At 70.9% G+C, this 16436-nt stretch carries 16 protein-coding genes; 3 read left to right on the plus strand and 13 right to left on the minus strand.

Annotation, left to right across the window (positions count from 1 at the left end; all coding sequences use genetic code 11):
• Positions 1 to 58 precede the first annotated feature (58 nt).
• Together PFX98_RS12660 and PFX98_RS12665 are read left to right on the plus strand one after the other, a co-directional pair.
• The gene (locus PFX98_RS12660; RefSeq protein ID WP_285230867.1) at positions 59 to 814 is read left to right on the plus strand and encodes a response regulator; all 756 of its coding nucleotides are present in this window, start codon (positions 59 to 61) and stop codon (positions 812 to 814) included.
• Positions 811 to 3675: a hybrid sensor histidine kinase/response regulator gene (locus tag PFX98_RS12665; protein ID WP_285230868.1), complete on the plus strand. Its 2865-nt coding sequence runs from the start codon at positions 811 to 813 to the stop codon at positions 3673 to 3675. The genes PFX98_RS12660 and PFX98_RS12665 overlap by 4 nt, the downstream gene beginning before the upstream one ends.
• Here the strand turns inward: PFX98_RS12665 and PFX98_RS12670 are convergent, their stop codons facing one another.
• The 12 genes from PFX98_RS12670 to gspG all read right to left on the minus strand — a co-directional run bounded on the left by PFX98_RS12670 (position 3676) and on the right by gspG (position 14602).
• Positions 3676 to 4101: a globin family protein gene (locus PFX98_RS12670; RefSeq protein WP_285230869.1), complete on the minus strand. Its 426-nt coding sequence runs from the start codon at positions 4099 to 4101 to the stop codon at positions 3676 to 3678. It abuts the gene before it with no gap.
• Between the two features lie 97 nt (positions 4102 to 4198).
• On the minus strand, positions 4199 to 5413 hold the full coding sequence (gspF, locus tag PFX98_RS12675) for a type II secretion system inner membrane protein GspF (protein ID WP_285230870.1): 1215 nt from the start codon (positions 5411 to 5413) through the stop codon (positions 4199 to 4201).
• 9 nt (positions 5414 to 5422) lie between these two features.
• Positions 5423 to 6844, minus strand: a complete 1422-nt coding sequence (gene gspE / locus PFX98_RS12680; protein WP_285230871.1) for a type II secretion system ATPase GspE — start codon at positions 6842 to 6844, stop codon at positions 5423 to 5425.
• A gap of 18 nt (positions 6845 to 6862) precedes the next feature.
• Positions 6863 to 9067: a type II secretion system secretin GspD gene (gspD, locus tag PFX98_RS12685; RefSeq protein WP_285230872.1), complete on the minus strand. Its 2205-nt coding sequence runs from the start codon at positions 9065 to 9067 to the stop codon at positions 6863 to 6865.
• Positions 9068 to 9069: 2 nt separating this feature from the next.
• Positions 9070 to 9918, minus strand: a complete 849-nt coding sequence (gene gspN, locus PFX98_RS12690; protein WP_285230873.1) for a type II secretion system protein N — start codon at positions 9916 to 9918, stop codon at positions 9070 to 9072.
• Positions 9915 to 10448, minus strand: a complete 534-nt coding sequence (gene gspM / locus PFX98_RS12695; RefSeq protein WP_285230874.1) for a type II secretion system protein GspM — start codon at positions 10446 to 10448, stop codon at positions 9915 to 9917. The genes gspN and gspM overlap by 4 nt, the downstream gene beginning before the upstream one ends.
• Positions 10445 to 11710, minus strand: coding sequence for a type II secretion system protein GspL (gspL, locus tag PFX98_RS12700; RefSeq protein ID WP_285230875.1), 1266 nt, complete (start codon positions 11708 to 11710; stop codon positions 10445 to 10447). The genes gspM and gspL overlap by 4 nt, the downstream gene beginning before the upstream one ends.
• Before the next feature lie 50 nt (positions 11711 to 11760).
• Positions 11761 to 12726, minus strand: coding sequence for a type II secretion system minor pseudopilin GspK (gspK, locus tag PFX98_RS12705; RefSeq protein WP_285230876.1), 966 nt, complete (start codon positions 12724 to 12726; stop codon positions 11761 to 11763).
• Positions 12723 to 13349: a PulJ/GspJ family protein gene (locus PFX98_RS12710; protein ID WP_285230877.1), complete on the minus strand. Its 627-nt coding sequence runs from the start codon at positions 13347 to 13349 to the stop codon at positions 12723 to 12725. The genes gspK and PFX98_RS12710 overlap by 4 nt, the downstream gene beginning before the upstream one ends.
• Complete coding sequence (gene gspI / locus PFX98_RS12715) at positions 13349 to 13717, minus strand: type II secretion system minor pseudopilin GspI (protein WP_285230878.1); 369 nt, start codon at positions 13715 to 13717, stop codon at positions 13349 to 13351. The genes PFX98_RS12710 and gspI overlap by 1 nt, the downstream gene beginning before the upstream one ends.
• Positions 13714 to 14184, minus strand: a complete 471-nt coding sequence (locus PFX98_RS12720; RefSeq protein WP_285230879.1) for a prepilin-type N-terminal cleavage/methylation domain-containing protein — start codon at positions 14182 to 14184, stop codon at positions 13714 to 13716. The genes gspI and PFX98_RS12720 overlap by 4 nt, the downstream gene beginning before the upstream one ends.
• Positions 14168 to 14602, minus strand: coding sequence for a type II secretion system major pseudopilin GspG (gspG, locus tag PFX98_RS12725; RefSeq protein ID WP_285230880.1), 435 nt, complete (start codon positions 14600 to 14602; stop codon positions 14168 to 14170). The genes PFX98_RS12720 and gspG overlap by 17 nt, the downstream gene beginning before the upstream one ends.
• 120 nt (positions 14603 to 14722) lie before the next feature.
• Here gspG and PFX98_RS12730 point away from each other — a divergent pair, with 120 nt between their 5' ends.
• A complete protein-coding gene (locus tag PFX98_RS12730) occupies positions 14723 to 15346 on the plus strand; it encodes a type II secretion system protein N (protein ID WP_285230881.1) in 624 nt (207 codons plus the stop codon).
• Here PFX98_RS12730 and PFX98_RS12735 read toward each other — a convergent pair.
• Positions 15332 to 16399 carry a nicotinate-nucleotide--dimethylbenzimidazole phosphoribosyltransferase gene (locus tag PFX98_RS12735; RefSeq protein WP_285230882.1) on the minus strand — a complete coding sequence of 356 codons (1068 nt, stop codon included), beginning with the start codon at positions 16397 to 16399 and terminating at the stop codon, positions 15332 to 15334. The two genes, PFX98_RS12730 and PFX98_RS12735, sit on opposite strands and share 15 nt — an antisense overlap.
• Positions 16400 to 16436 lie beyond the last annotated feature (37 nt).

A 16436-nucleotide genomic window follows, 5' to 3' on the forward strand; every position in this document is an offset into this window, starting at 1 on the left:
GGGCCCGGCCGCTGGCTATCATCCCAGCCGTTCTTCCCCTGGACTTGGAGCCCCGTGCATGAGCCTCAGCGCAAGCCTTGCCCCCGCCACCGTGCTGGTGGTGGATGACGAGCCGGAGCTGCGCGAGCTGCTGTCCGAGTACCTGGGGCGGCACGGCTTTGCGGTGCAGGCGGCGGCGGATGCCCAGGCTGCCCGCCAGCTGCTGGCCAGCCAGGCGCTGCCGGCGCTGGCCATCCTGGATGTGAACATGCCGGGCGAGAACGGCCTCTCGCTGGCGCGCTGGATGCGCGATGCCCACCCCGGCCTGCCGTTCCTGATGCTCACCACCGCGGGCGAGACGGTCGATCGCATCGTCGGCCTGGAGCTCGGTGCCGACGATTACCTGGCCAAGCCCTGCGAGCTGCGCGAGTTGCTGGCGCGCGTGCGCGCGGTGCTGCGGCGCACCCAGCTGGTGCCGGCTCCGGCCGCCGCCGCAGCCGCACCAGCCGCTGCGGCCCCCGAGGAGGGCCGGCGCGTGCGCTTTGGCGAGCGCCTGCTGGACCTGGATCAGCGCAAGCTCTTCGCCGCCGATGGCAGCGAGATCGAGATCACCGCGGCCGAATACGACCTGCTGCTCTTGTTCGCCCGCCACCCGAACCGGCCGCTGAACCGCGACCAGATCATGGAGCAGGCGCACAACCGCGGCTGGGATGTGTTTGACCGCTCCATCGACCTGCGCGTGATGCGCTTGCGGCGCAAGATCGAGCGCAACCCCGACAAGCCCGAGCTGATCAAGACGGTACGCAACGTGGGTTATGTGTTCGTGCCGCAATGACTGAGCGCGGCACCGAGCGCGACGGTGTGGAACTGGTGCTGCGTGCCACGCGGCGCCAGCTCTGGCTGTTGCTGGTGCCCATGCTGCTGTTGCTGGCGGTGCTGTCGGTGCTGGAGTTCCAGCAGCGCGTGCGCGATGCCGAGAGCCAGCTGCTGCGCCGCGCCCAGGAGCGCGCCCAGGAGCTGGAGGCGGTGGTGCGCCCTGCCATGGACCATGTGCTGGACCTGCGCCGCATGCTGGAGCTGCGCTGGAACGAGCCGCCCGACGGCGGGCCGCGCCTGGCGCGCGCGCTGCAGGCGCGCCAGCTGGACGGCGCGGCCGATGGCTGGTCGCTGGACCAGGCGGACGCGGCCAGCAAGGAGGACTTCGGCCAGTTCTGGTGGGCGCCCCTGGACGGCAGCGCCCCCGATCCCGCCTGGCTGCGGCGCGCCCAGGCCTTTCTTGAGCAGGCGCGCCTGGCGCATCTGCGCGCGCCCGGCTTCGAGGGCACCTGGTTCGCCGCCGCCGAGGTCAACAGCTCCTTCGGCTATCCCTGGGTGGCCACCGAGCGCATGCTCAAGTCCATGGGTGAGCGCAGCCTGCGCGCCATCGACAAGCCGCGCCGCGAGGCGGCCGAACGCACGCGCCGCGATCTGGCGCGCGACCCCAACGACATCAGTTTCTGGGGCGCACCCTATGTGAGCCAGCTGAACGGCCAGCTGGTGATGTCGCATGGCGGCGTGGCGGTGGTGGACGGCCGCTATGTCGGCGAGGTCAGCCTGGACTTCCGCCTGGACGAGCTGCAGCGCCGTGCCGAACGCTGGAGTGACGCGGCCGGCCGGGTCTGGATCGTCGACAGCAAACACAATGTGCTGGCCGACTCGGCCCAGGCCTTGCGCACCCCGGTGGGCGAGGGCCTGGCCGATCTGCCGGTGCGCGTGGCGCTCGAGTCGCGCCTGCCGGCGGGCCTGGCGCGCAGCGATCTGGATGCCTCGCTGTTCGGGCCCGACGGCGTCCACCATGGCCAGGGCTGGGTGCTGGTGGCGGCGGTGCGCATCGGCTCGCCCTGGCAGTATGTGTACGCGATGCCGCTCGCGGCGCTGTATGCGCAGATCCTGCCCAGCCTGCTGCCCAATGCCTTGCTGGGCCTGGGCCTGCTGCTGACCTTCGTGATCGGCCAATGGCTGCTGACGCGCAACTTCGTGCGTCCGGCGGTCAAGGCCCTGGGCTATCTGCGCACGCTCGCGCAGCAGCAGCAACAACAGCGGGAGGTGCCGGCGCCGCAGCTGGGCAAGCGCTGGCAGGGCTGGGTCGACGCGGTGACCGAGACCTTCCAGCGCCAGCGCGTGCTGCAGGCCAAGGAGCGCCAGACCGAGGCGCTCAAGGCCGCCATCATCGACCACGCCATCAACGGCATCGTCTCCACCGACGAGGCCGGCCACATCGTCGAATTCAACCCGGCCGCGCAGCTCATGTTCGGCCATGCGCGCGAGGCGGTGCTGGGCCGGCCGGTGGGCGAGGTGATCGTGCCCGAGCGCCTGCGCGCCATGCACGACGCCGGCATGGCGCGCGTCTCGGGCGGAGGCGAGCAGCGCGTGATGGGGCGCCGCGTGCAGCTGCCGGCGCTGCGCGCCGACGGCAGCGAGATCCAGGTGGAGATGGTGCTGTTCCGCACCGAGCTGGACGGCCTGGTGCACTACACCGCCTCGCTCAGCGACGTCACCGAGCGCCAGCAGGCGGCCGAGCAGATCGAGCGCCAGCGCGATGCGCTGCGCCAGAGCGAGAAGCTCACCGCCATGGGCAGTCTGCTGGCCGGCGTGGCGCATGAGCTGAACAATCCGCTGGCGATCGTGATGGGCCGCGCCAGCCTGCTGGAGGAAAAGACCGAGGGCCTGGACCTGCAGCAGGATGCGCAGCGCATCCGCGAGGCCGCTGAGCGCTGCGGCCGCATCGTGCGCACCTTCCTCAATATGGCGCGCCAACGCCCCGCCACGCGCGCGCCGGTGCAGGTCAATGACCTGGCACGCGCCGCCGCCGAGATGCTGGGCTACACCTTGCGCAGCCATGGCGTGGCGGTGCAGCTGCAGCTGGGCGCCGACATGCCCGAGGTCAGCGCCGACGGCGACCTGCTGGGTCAGGTGGTGCTGAACCTGATCGTGAACGCCCAGCATGCGCTGGCCGGCGTGAACGGCGCGACCATACGCATCGCCAGCGGCCTGGAGCCACGCCGCGAGGGCCGCGAGCCGCGCGTCTGGCTGCGCGTGGCCGACAACGGCCCCGGCGTGCCGGCGGCGCTGCGGCAGAAGATCTTCGACCCCTTCTTCACCACCAAGGCCGAGGGCCTGGGCACGGGCCTGGGCCTGTCGGTCTCGCGCGCCATCGTGCGCGAGCATGGCGGCGATCTGGCGCTGGAGTCCGGCGAGCAGGGGGGCGCCAGCTTCCGGCTCAGCCTGCCGGTCAGCGGCGAGGCCGCCGCGCCCAGCTCCGCCATGCCCCTGGACGCGCTGGACGGCCTGGCCAAGGCACGCGTGCTGGTGGTGGACGATGAGGTCGAGATCGGCGAGCTGCTGCGCGCGATGCTGGAGTCGGCCGGTTACGAGGTGGCGAATGCCGACTCCGGCCTGGTGGCGCTGGAACTGCTGGCCGAGGCGCGCTTCGATGCCATCGTCAGCGATCTGCGCATGCCGGGCATGGATGGCGCGGCGCTGTGGCGCGAGGTGCGCGAGCGCCACCCGGCGCTGGCGCGCCGCATGCTGTTCGTCACCGGCGACACGCTCTCGGCCGGCGCCAGCCAGTTCCTCGACCAGACCGGCTGCGCAAGGCTGGAGAAACCCTTCGCCAAGGCCGAGCTGCTGGCGGCCCTGGAAGCGGTGCTGAGCTGATCAGGCCGCCGCCGGCTCGACTTGGCGCGCGGCGCTGATCATGGTGCTGGCCACCAGGCCATACATGCTGATCCAGGCCTCGCGCACCGGCGCGCTGAACAAGGGCCCGAGGCCTTCATCCAGGGTCTGCAGCAGGGCCGCACCCACCATGTCGTAATGCGTGGCATGCACGCCATAGCCGTAGTGGCGCTGGCCCAGCTTCTGCAGCACGGGCATGAGGTGCTCGGGCTGGTCCAGCAGGGCCACGGCCGCGCCAATCATCTGCATCAGCTTGTTGCCCTGGGCCTGCATGTCGCCGCGGAACATGGTGCGCAGCTCGGGGTTGCGCTCGAACAGGCGTTGGTAGAAGAGGGCGGCGACGCGGTCGGCGATCGGTGCCAGATGGGCGAAGCTGCTGCGGACGAGCTGGACTTGCTGGGTGTTCATGCGGGACTCCTGGTTGAGGCAGGAGGCCAGTTTCGAAAGCCCAGGTTGCAAACAGACTTCAGCCGCGATGCGGCTGCGTTGCGTTTGTTTCAGCGCCCTATTTGACCCAGGTGTTCAGCTGGATGATGGGCTGCAGCACCGCCAGCACGATGGTCATCACCACCCCGCCCATGGCCACGATCAGCAGCGGTTCCAGCAGCGAGGCGGCGGCCATGGCGCGGCGCTTCACCTCGGTGCCCAGCTGGCGCGCGGCGCGCTCCAGCATCGCCGGCAGCTGACCGGTCTGTTCGCCCAGGCGCGCAAACATCGCGAGGATGCCGGGGAAGCGCTTCTTGCCCGCCAGCGCCGAAGCCAGCGGCGCACCCTCGCGCACCTGCACCAGCGCATCCAGCGCGTCGGCGCGCATGGCGCGGTTGGAGAGCGTCTCGGCCGCCGCCTGCAAGGCCTTCAGGATCGGCACGCCGGCGCCCGCCAGCATCGCCAGCGTGCCGGCAAAGCGTGCCGCGTTGTAGCCGCGCGCGAGCCGCCCGATCACCGGCAGGCCCAGCGTGGCGGCGTCGAAGCGTTCGCGGAAGGCCTCGCGTCGCAGCGTCAGCTTGAGCGCCACGCCGGCGCCGACCAGCCCGGCCAGCATGGCCCAGCCCCAGTTGCGCACGAACTCGGAGATCGCCAGCATCGCCACCGTCAGAAAGGGCAGGCTGCGCTTGGAGCTGGTGAACACGCTGGCCACCTGCGGCACCACATAGGTGACCAGGAAGATCACGATGATGACGGCCACCAGCGAGACGATGGCCGGGTAGGCCATCGCGCCGATCAGCTCGCCGCGCAGCGCCTGGCGCTCCTCCAGATCGTCGGCCAGCCGTTCCAGCACCGGACCCAGGGCGCCGCTCTGCTCGCCCGCCGCAACCACGGCGCGGTAGACATCGTCGAACTCGCGCGGTGCGCTGGCCAGCGCGCGCGCAAACGGCGAACCGGCATTCACCTCGGACTTCAGCTGCGCCAGCAACTCCCTCTGGCGCTGGTCTTCGCTCTCGTCGGCCAGGGCCGTGAGGGCGCGCTCCAGCGGCAGGCCGGCGGCCACCAGGCCGGCCAGCTGGCGCGTCCAGACCGCCAGCGCGGTGGCGCCGAAGACGCGGCTGCTGAAGCGGTTGCTGCCCCCCTCGGCGCCGTGCTGCTGCACCTGCTGCACGCTCAGCGGCGTGAGCGCCATGCCGCGCAGCTGCGCACGCGCGCTGCGCGGGTTGTCGGCCTCGATGATGCCCTGGGTGCTGCGGCCCGCGGCGTTGAGCGCTTCGTACTTGTAGGCGGCCATGGCTGGGGCTTACTCGCGAGTCACCCGCAGTACCTCTTCGGCCGAGGTGATGCCGGCGGCCACCAGGCGCTCGCCGTCCTCGCGCATCGAGCGCAGGCCGGCCGCCTGGGCGGCCTGGAACAGCTCGCGTTCCTCGGCGCGGCTGTGCACCAGATGGCGCACCTCGTCATTGGCCACCATCAGCTCGTAGACGCCGGTGCGGCCCTTGTAGCCGCTGTTGCTGCAGGCCTCGCAGCCGACCGGGTGGTAGCGCCCCGCGTCGTCGCGGCGCTTGCACACCGGGCAGAGCTTGCGCACCAGGCGCTGGGCCAGCACGCCCAGCAGGCTGGAGCTGAGCAGGAAGGGTTCCACGCCCATGTCGATCAGGCGCGTGACGGCGCTGGGCGCGTCATTGGTGTGCAAGGTGGCCAGCACCAGGTGGCCGGTCAGCGAGGCCTGGATGGCGATCTGCGCGGTCTCGAAATCGCGGATCTCGCCGATCATGATGACGTCCGGGTCCTGGCGCAGGATGGCGCGCAGGGCCTTCGCAAAGGTGAGGTCGATCTTGGCGTTGACCTGGGTCTGGCCGATGCCCGGCAGCTCGTACTCGATCGGGTCTTCCACCGTCAGCACATTGGTGGTGCTGGTGTCGACGGTCTGCAGCGAGGCGTACAGCGTGGTGGTCTTGCCCGAGCCGGTGGGGCCGGTCACCAGCACGATGCCATGCGGCTGTTGCACCTGGCGCTTGAAGGCATTCAGCACATCGCCGTCCATGCCCAGGCCTTCCAGCGTGAACTTGGATTCGGTCTTGTCGAGCAGGCGCAGCACGGCGCGCTCGCCATGCGCCGAGGGCAGGGTGGAGACGCGCACATCGATGGCGCGGCCGCCGATGCGCAGCGAGATGCGGCCGTCCTGCGGCAGGCGCTTCTCGGCGATGTCCAGCTCGGCCATGATCTTCAGGCGCGAGATCAGCGCGGCATGCAGGCCGCGGTTGGGCTGCACCACCTCGCGCAGCGTGCCGTCGACGCGAAAGCGCACCGAGCTGGCGCGCTCGTAGGGCTCGATGTGGATGTCGCTGGCACCATCCTTGGCGGCCTGGGTCAGCAGCGCGTTGAGCATGCGGATGATGGGCGCGTCGTTGGCGGCCTCCAGCAGGTCTTCCACCGCGGGCAGGTCCTGCATCATGCGCGAGAGGTCCACCGCGCTCTCCACCTCGCCCACCACCATGGCGGCGCTGGACTCGCTGCCGGCATAGGCGGCGTTGATACGTTCGGTGAGCGCCGCGGCGGCCATGCCTTCAAAGCGGTCCACCGCATAGACGCGCTGCACCTCGGAGAGCGTGGCCAGGCTCACCTCGGGCGTGGCCCACAGCACGAGCTGGTTGCCGTCATCCTCCAGCAGCACATTGGCGGCCTTGGCGTAGGCGTAGGGCAGGGGGTGGCGGGTGGCCATGCTGGTTCTCGCCCGCACTCAGGGTTGCTCGGGGGCGCCGCGGCGCACCGGCGTGGTGATCACGCTGGTCTTGGGCGACTCGGGCAGCACCGGCGCGCCGGTATTGGGCAGCAGCATGCTCTCCTTGGGCTGGGCCTGCTGCTGGGTGGCGCGGATGGCCTCGTAGCGGTCCAGCGTGAGCCGGTCGGCCGCGTCCTGCGAGCGCATCACGATGGGCCGCAGGAACACCATCAGGTTGGTCTTCACGCGCTTGCGGTTCTCGCTCTTGAACAGATTGCCGATGATGGGGATGCTGCCAAGGCCGGGCACCTTGTCCTCGCCATCGGTGTATTCGTCCTTCAGCAGGCCGCCCAGCACCATGATGGAGCCGTCGTCCACCACCACGGTGGTCTCGATCGAGCTCTTGTCGGTGGTGGGGCCGGAGGAGGTGGTGGAGCTGGGCACCACCGAGGAATTTTCCTGGTAGACCGTCATGCGCACCGCGCCGCCCTCGCCGATCTGGCTGCGTATGCGCAGCGTCAGGCCGACGTCCTTGCGATCGATGGTCTGGAAGGGGTTGACCGTGCCGCCGGTGCCGGCGCCGGTGTTGGTGAAGGAGCCGGTCACGAAGGGCACGTTCTGGCCGATCACGATCTTGGCTTCCTCGTTGTCCAGCGCCACCAGATTCGGTGTCGAGAGGATGTTGGCGCCGGTCTGCTGCTCCAGGAAGTTGGCGATCGCGCCGAGCGTGTAGAAGTCGCCGATCTTCTTCAGCACGCCGACGTTCAGGCCGGTCGGAATGCCGCCCGCCGAGATCGCCGTGCCGGCGGTGGTGCGGCCACCCGCGGTGGCGGCGCTGAGGTTGAGGATGTTGGAATTGCCGCTACCGAAATTGGTGCCCAGGCCGGAGATCGTGCTGTCGCCCTTGTTGCCGAACAGGTTCTGCCACTGCACGCCGAAGTCGGCCACCTTGCTGGCGTCGACCTTGACGATCATCGATTCCACATAGACCTGGGCGCGACGGCCGTCGAGCTGGTCGACGACGGCGCGGATCTGGCGGTACAGCGGCTCGGCCGCGGTGATGATGAGCGAGTTGGTCGAGGGGTCGGCCTGGATGAAGCCGCCGGTGGAGGGCGTGGGCGAGGCCCCCACCGGGGTGGTGGCCGCGGCGCTGACGCCGGTGGTGGCGCCCGCGCCGGTGTTGGTGGCGGTATTGCTCTGCTGTTGCGAGCCGGTGAGCGGGCTGCTGCCGAGCCCCGAGCCGCTGCTGCTGCCGCCGCCGGTGGCGCCGCCGGCGCCGCTGCTAAAGGCGGCGCGCAGCACGGTGGCGAGCTTCACCGCATCGGCGTTCTTCAGATAGACCACGCGGATATTGCCGGCCGCGTTGCCGACCGCGCTGGGCTGGTCCAGCTTGTCGATGATGGCGCGCACGCCGGCCAGGCGTGCCGGGTTGGGCGCGCGCAGGATCAGCGCATTGCTGCGCGGATCGGCCAGCACCGTCAGCCCGCCCGTGCTCTGGCCGGGCACCACGGCCGAGCCGACACCGCCGCCGTCGGCGAGCTTCTGCACCAGGGCGGCGATGTCCGAGGCCACCGCATGCTTGAGCGTGACGATCTCGATATCGGTGCTGGCCGAGGTGTCCATGGCGCCGATGATCTTGCCCAGGCGCTGCAGGTTTTCCGCGTAGTCGGTGATCACCAGGCTGTTGTTGCCCGGGTTGGCATTGATGGTGTTGTTGGGGCTGATCAGGGGTCGCAGCACCGCCACCAGGTTGTTGGCGTTCTCATGCTGCAGCATGAAGATCTGCGTGATGATCTGGTCGCCGCGCTGGTTGCCCTCGCCCACCGTGACGGTGCCGGACTGCAGCTTGGCATCGGCCTCGGGCACCACCTTCAGCAGGCCGGTGTTCTCCACCACCGTGAAGCCCAGGCCGCGCAGCGCGGCCAGGTAGTTCAGATAGGCCTCGCGCACCGACAGGGCCTGCTCGCTGTAGAGCGTGATCGTGCCCTTGACGCGCGGGTCGACGATGATCTGCTTGTCCAGCATCACCGCGATGGCGCGCGTCACCGCCTCGATGTCGGCGTTGACGAAGTTCAGCGTCACCGGCGTGCTGGCCTTGAGCGCCGGGCTTTGTGGGCGGGCCTGGGCCTGCAGGCCGACGGCCGGCGTGCCCAGCAGCACGGCGGTGGCCAGCGTCAGCGCCATGGGTCTTGCGTGCGTGCGTTTGCGCTGCTGCTTGTTCATGCTCATCCGATCGAGATGACCGAGCGCGCACCATTGCGCCGCCCGATGATGTTCAGTAGGTTGTTGAGTGCCGCCTCGCGTCCCGGCGCGGCACTGGCCTCGCCGAGAAAGCGCGCCTTGGCGGCACCGCCCAGCGTGCCCGAGCCGTTCAGCAGCAGCGCGCCTTCCATGGTGCTGAGCTGCAGCTGGGAGGCGCCGCTGGCTGGATCGCCACTGATGTTGAGGCGGTAGCTGCCCAGCGGCGCGAGCGTGGCGACGCGCGAGGCGAGGTTGATGAAATCGAGCTGGATGGCACCGCTCTGGCGCCAACGCCCCTGCACCCAGTCCAGGCGCAGCTCGCGCGTGGTGAGGCGCACGGAGCCGCTCAGCTGCAAGGTGTTCCAGGGCGTGCCCAGGCCGCTCAGCCAGGCGGCCGGCCAGCGCGCCTGCCAGTCGCCCTGTGCCGGCACGCTGATGGCCAGGTGTCCGAAGCCGGGCTGCAGCAGCAGCTGCATTTCGCCGTTCAGGCAGCAGGCCTGGCGCAGCCGCAGGATCAGACCCAGCTGCTGCAGACCCAGCGACCATTCGAGCCGCCCGGGCAGGGCGCTGAAGTCGCGGCTGCCGGCGCCGCCCGAGAGCACCAGCACGCCGCTGCCCTGCCAGACGGTGCCGCGCGTGTCGGTCAGCAGCAGCTGCTCCTGCGTGACGCTGGCCAGGCCGCGCGCCAGCCAACTGGCGGGGGCGAAGGCGATCAGCGCCACCAGCGTGCCGATGAGGGCGCCGATCAGCGGCCAGCGCAGGCCGATGCCGTAGCGCGCACGCGCACCGGGCTCGGCGGGCGGCCTGGCGGCGCGCAGGCTGAGCGCCTTCATGTCGGACCTCCCAGGCTCAGCACGATGCTGCCGCTGAAACCATTCGGGCCGCGCTGCAGCTGCGCCTCCACCGGGCGCGCGCGCGCAGCGCTGCGCACCTCGGTGAGCCAGGCCTGCAGGGCCTCGCTGCTGACGCCCTTGAGCGTCAGCACGGCGCGATCGGCGGTGATGTTGAGCGAGGCGGATGCACCCAGATAGTCGCTCGCGGCCTTGAGCGCCTCGGTGGCCTGGCTCAGCGGCACGGCCGGCAGCTCGCGCAGCTCGCGGGTTTCCTGCGCCAGGCGTTGCATGTCCTGCAGCTGGGCTTCCACCGCATCGAGCTGGGCCGGTGCGCTGCGCAGGGTACGCAGCGCCGGTGCCACCGCGATGAGCCAGAACAGCAGCAGCGCCAGCGTCAGCCCGGCGGCCTGGGCGCCCAGGCGCTCGCGCGGCCCGAGCCCCTGCCAGGCGCTGACCAGCGGCGCCAGCTGTTGGCGCAACTGGGCCAGCGGCCCGTCGCTGGAACGGCTGCGGTGCAAACCTGGCGTCATGATGGGCGGCCTCCCTGGCTGGCGCGACTCAGGCTCATGCGGCCGTCGTTGAGCTCGAGCTGCCAGCCCTCGCTCTGCAGTTGTTTCTTGAAGGTCTGGATCTGCGCCTCGCTCCAGCCATTGGCCGAAATCATCAGCCGGCCGGTCTCGAAGGAGAGCGCTTCCAGCGGCCCGCGGTCGCCCGGCCAGGCGGTGGCGGCGGCGGCCAGCAGGGTTTCCAGATCCTGGTCGCCCGGGCGGCCGGCGCTGGCGCGCAGCAGATCGGTCTCGCGCTGCATCTGGATCGGCGCGTCCAGCACCGCGCGTACCTGCGGGTGGCTGCGTGTGAGGATGTGGCCGAGTTCGGCGCGCCGCGCCTCCAGCAGGCCGCGCTGTTGCCAGGCCCACAGGTTCAGGCCCAGCAGATGCACCAGCAGCAGGCCCGCCAGGGCCCAGCGTACCGGGCGCCACTGGCGATGCAGAAAGGCGCGCACCAGCTGGCGCACCGCGCGCAGGCCGCGCGTGCGCGGTGCCAGCTCGAACTGGCGCAGATTCCAGGGGCATTGCAGGGCGGCGAGGGCACGCTGGGCCGCGGTCTGCGGGCTCACGGTGGTGCCCAGCCAGCGTTCGGCGGCGGCGGCCAGTTCGGGCTCGGCGCTCCAGCGCGCCGCCTGCACCACGCCGGGCGCAAACAGGTTGCGGGCAAAGCTGCCCTCCAGCCGCAGGGTGCTGACGCCATCGGCGGCGCTCCAGCGCAGCGCGAGCGCCTCGCTGTCGGGCGCATCGGCGATGCCAAAGAAGTGGCCCTGCGCGCTGGCATCGGGCCAGGACAGGGGCAGCACACGGTCCACCGCGACATGGGCCTGGTCCAGCGCGGCCAGGTGCTCGCTCAACCAGGCGCGCGCCAGCACCGCCACCCAGGCATGGTCGCCGCCCATGGCCTCGGGTTCGATGGCGAAGTGCAGGCCCTCGGGGTCGTCCAGCAGCAGGTCCTCCATCTGCCCGGCCAGTGCGGCGCGCAGGCGTTTGCCCTTGGCCCTGGGCAGCTGCAGCTGGTGCCAGCTGAGTTCGGCGTCGCCGACCAGGGCCACCACGTTGTCGGCCTTGGGCAGTTGGCCGGCGGGGCGCCGGCCCTCCGAGGCCAGGCTCAGGCCGTCGTCGCTGTAGAGGTAGTCGTATTCCGGGCCCTGCTCGCCGCGCGGCTGCCCCTCGCCCGGGCCGGGCGGGCGCGCCTGTGTGCGCAAGCGGCTGCGCGTGGGCAAATAGATGAGGAGGGTGCTCATTGACGATGGTCTCGGTGCGGCATTCTAGGAGGCTATCCCGGGTGGCTGGCTCATCGCGAACCCTCCAGCACCAGATTGACACGTTCGCGGCTCAAGACCTGGATCTCGCGGCCGACGCGCCGCACCAGCGAGCGCTCCTCCAGCACGCGCTCGTCCAGGCGCAGGCGGCCCATCACGATGAAGTAGTCGGTCTTCACCGCGGCGCGCTCGTTGCTCAGCGGCACATTGGGCGGCAGGTAGGCGCGCAACTCTTCGATGCTGCGCAGCGGCGCGGCCTTGCGCGCCTGCACGACGCGCTCGGCGGTGGCGAGGTCGGTGTTGAAGACCGCCGCGATCACCTCGCGCGGCGCCGTGTTCACGTTCACCGGGGTGGCGGTGGGCAGCAGGGTGACCCAGGGGCGCAGGCGTTCCACGCTCTCGGGCTGCAGGCCCAGCCAGCTCAGCTGGGCGAGGCTCTTCGGCTGCAGCAGGCCGTCGCTGTTGTCCTCGTTCTTGGCAAAGGCCAGGCGCAGCTTCTGCGCCAGCAGCGCGGCCACGTCGTTGCTGAGGCCGGCGCTCTCGCACAGCCGCACCAAGGTGGCCAGCTCCTGGGCCGCGCCGGGCGAGCTCGGGTCGCTGACGACCAGGTTGCGCAGGTTGTACTGGGCCTGGGCGTCGTGGATGCTGCCGGACAGAAAGGCCTCCGGGCCGTCGTCGGCATTGCCCTTGTCGGCCGCCAGAAAGGTGCTCAAGCGGGCCTCGGCCAGGGGCACGGCCCAGGGCTCGCCCAGATGGTCGGTTTCGGGCTCGTTGCCGACGCGGCGCGCATCCTCGGCCAGGATCAGGCGCGCCCAGTCGAGCGCGCCGCGCAGGATCCAGCTGGCCTGGGCACGCGCGCGCTCGGCCGCCTCGATCTGCACCGCGCGGTACTGGCGCCACACCATGCCGGCCGCCAGGCTGCTCACCATCGCCACGATCAGCATCGCGGTGAGCAGGGCCGCCCCGGCTTGCCGGCCCATCCGTTGCAGGGGCCTCATGTGCCGGGCTCCAGCAGTACCTGGCGCGTCAGCGGTCCGCCGAAGCCGCTGCCGGGCGCGAATTGCAGGATCACGCGCACGCCGCTGGGCAGGGGCTGGCTGCCGCTGGCGCCCGATGCAGCCGGGCCGGGCGCCTGCACATCGCCGCTGGATTGCGCATTGGTCCAGGCATTGACGCGGTAGTAGTAGAGCTGCCAGCCGGCCAGGCCCTCCAGCGCGCGCAGCTGGCCGGCGTCCTGGGCCCAGGCCTGCAGGCTGCGCTGGTAGCTCTCGTTGAGCGCCGATTGCGTGGCGGCGGGCGCGCCGGCCCAGCGGTAGAGCTGGCCGTTGCGCAGGCTCCAGGCCACCACCTGCAGGCCCTGGGCATGGGTGCGGGTGATGCGCAGGGTGGAGCCGTCGAAGGCCAGGGGCGGGACGCGGCCGCTGTCCTGCACCGCGTGCAGGTCCTGCTCCCATTGCGCCAGCACGGTCTGCAGGCGCGCGCTGCGCTCCAGGCTGGCCTGGCTGACCTCGCGCGTGCGCATGATGGCGTCGATGCCGCGCCAGGACATCACCGCCATGGTGGCCATGATGAGCAGGGCCACCAGCACTTCGATGAGGGTGAAGCCGCGATCCTGCCGCATCAGTAGCGCGCCATGATGGTGGAGATGCTCAGCAAGACCTGACCCTCGGCGTCGCGCATCACCGCCTCGACGCGCCGGAAGCTGGGGTTGGGCGTGGGCCGCACGACCAGGCGGCCGAGGTAATGCAGGCCCAGCTGCTCGCAGGCGAATTCGCTGTCGCCCACGCCAGGGAACTGCTTGCCCAGGCGCATCTCGGTGAGCTGGTTCTCGGCGCACCACTGGGCCGAGCCGATCTTGGCCAGGCGCTCGGCATTGCCGGTCAGGGCGCCCGCCGCCTTGATGCCGGCGCCCAGGGTGATGGCCACGATGGTGAGCGAGACCAGCACCTCGATGAGGGTGAAGCCGCGCGCGGCCTGGCGCGCGCTCATGGCGCAGCGCCGCCGTCATGGCGCACCTCGAAGGGGCCCATGCCGTCGGTGGTCACCCAGATGCGCTCCTGGCCCAGGCGCAGCAGCACGCTCTGCGCGCCAATCAGCGGCTCGGGGCCCAGCACCAGCGCCGTGGCGCGCTGGATGTCCACCCCGACCGGCGCGCCCAGCCAGCGGCTGGGCAGGGCGATGCGGGCCGGCAGGCCCTGGAAGCGGAAATCGTCGCCCGAGGCGTCGCGCACCGGCCGCCAGCTCACGCTCAGGCCGGCCGCGCGCGCCTCGGCACGTGCGGTCTCGAGCAGGGCGGCGAGGCGCTCGGCCTCGCGCTGCAGCTGTGCCTCGGCGGGGTCGCGCATCGCCATGGTGACGGTGGCGGCGGCGATCGCGATCAGCGCGACCACCACCAGCAACTCGATCAGGCTGAAGCCGCGCGCGCTGCCTGGCCGGGGCTTATTGCCAGGAGCCAATGTCCGCGTCGTTGCCTTCGCCGCCGGCACGTCCGTCAGCGCCGAAGCTGTAGACATCGATTTCACCCTTCACGCCCGGGTTGGCGTACTGGTAGGGACGACCCCAGGGATCATTGGGGAGCTTTTCCACATAGGGTTTCCAGTTCGGCGGCGTGGGCCCGCTGGTGGGCTTGCGCACCAGCGACTCCAGGCCCTGCTCGGCGGTGGGGTAGCGCTGGTTGTCGAGCTTGTAGAGCTTGAGCGCCTGCATCAGGTTGTTGACGTCGGTGCGCGCGGCTGTGACGCGGGCGTCGTCGGCGCGGTTCAGCACATTGGGCACGATCAGCGCGGCCAGCACTCCGATGATGACCAGCACCACCAGCAGTTCAATCAAGGTGAAGCCGCGCTGGCGCAGGCCGAGAGGTTGAGGGCTATGCATGGTGATAGGCCGTAAGCCTTGAAGTGGGGTCAGGTGTTGACCGGCATGATGCCAGTGGCCGGTACCGGATGTCGCTTGAATCATAATCGGCTCATGCTTGCGCGAACGATGGCTTTACTCATGTGGGGGCTGCTGGCCTGCAGCGGCGGCTACTGGCTGCTCAAACTCGGCCCGAGTGCCATGCCGACACCGGCCGGCGCGCTCAGCGCCGGCGACCGCGGCGTGGTGCAGGCCGACCTGAGCCGCTTGTTCGGCGCCAGCGCCAGCGAGCCGGCCGAAACGCCGGCCCAGCCGGCGGCCGAGAGCCGCTTCAAACTGCTGGGCGTGGTGGCGCCCAAGCGCGCGGGCGCCTGGAATGCCGGCGAGGGCGTGGCCCTGCTGACGGTGGACGGCGGCCCGCCGCGCACGGTGCGGGTGGGGGCGATGCTGGACGGTGAATACAGCCTGCTGGCGGTGGAGGCGCGCAGCGTGACCCTGGGCCGCGCCGGCGTGCCGGCGTTCTCGCTGCAACTCGCGCCGCCCACCGAAGCGGCCGCGGGCACGCTGCCGGTGGCGGCGCCATCGCCCGTGATCCTGGGAGGGAATGCGGGCAACGGGCCGCCGATCGGCAATGGCGGGCCGCCGCCGCTGGCGGTGGGCAATATGCCGCTGCCGCCCATGCAGTCCGTGCCGCTGCCGAATGCGCCGGAGCCGAACTCGGTGCCGCTGCGCCAGCCCTTGCAGCAAGGCCTAGAAACGCGATGAGGCGACGGCCAGCTGGTTGGGGCGGGTGGTGGGCGGGCCCTCGCCGAAGTCCCTCACCTCGGTGAGCAGGGCCGCGGCGCTGCGTATCAGCGGCCAGGCCAGCGCCGAGCCGGTGCCGTCGACCGCCTCCATGCCCAGCTCCAGCAGGGCCGAGGCGTGGAAGAGGGCGAAGGCCTCGTCGAGGCCGCGATGCGTCTTGCTGCGGCAGAACACCGCGTAGTCCGTCACCGGCGGCGCGATCATGGCCGCGACCTTGAGCGCGGCACAGGCGGCGATGCCGTCCACCAGGATCAGATGACGCTTGCTGGCGCCCACCAACATGGCGCCCACCATCACGGCGGTCTCGAAACCACCGAAGGCGGCCAGCACTTCCATCGGATCGCTGACGTCGCGGTGCCGGCCCTGGGCGCTGTGCAGGACCACCAGCAGATGGGCCAGATCGTCCTGGCGCATATCGGGCCCTGACACCACCAGCTCGCGCACCGGCATGTCCACCAGCCGCGAGAGGATCAGGGCACCGGCCTCGTCGGCGCCCTGGCCGAGGGCCGCGCAGGCCAGCACATTGCCGCTCAAATTGTCGGAGATCTCCATGCCCACGCGCACGCCGGCATGCGCCTGTTCCATGCTCATCGCCTGTCCCACGCGCGAGTTGCGCGTGCCATGCGCGATCTTGCGCGCCAGCAGGCGCGGGTGGGGTGGCAGCGATTCGGCAATGCCGCAGTCCACCACGCTCAGCTGCATGCCCTGCAGGCGCGCGAACACCGCGCAGGGCAGGCGATTCTGCAGCGCCAGCAAGGCGTGCTCGCGCGTGGTGCGGCCCTGCAGCTTGCCGATGCCGTCCACGGCCAGGCCATGGTCGGCGGCGAACAGCGCCAGGGTGGGGTCGCGGAAGCGCGGCGTGAGGGTGTTCTGGATCAGGCCCAGCCGCACGGCCAAGGGCTCCAGCTCGCCCAGCCCTCCGCTCAACGCGGCCGAGCGCTCGATGCGCTCGCGCAGCGAACGCTCGAGGTCGGGATTGGCGGTGGGTGAAATCAGCGATTGGTGGATGGACATGGGAGGCCGGTGCGGCAGCTTGCGCTCGCCAGGCTGC

Origin of the sequence: Paucibacter sediminis (assembly GCF_030254645.1) — a bacterium.
Taxonomy (GTDB): domain Bacteria; phylum Pseudomonadota; class Gammaproteobacteria; order Burkholderiales; family Burkholderiaceae_C; genus Paucibacter_B; species Paucibacter_B sediminis.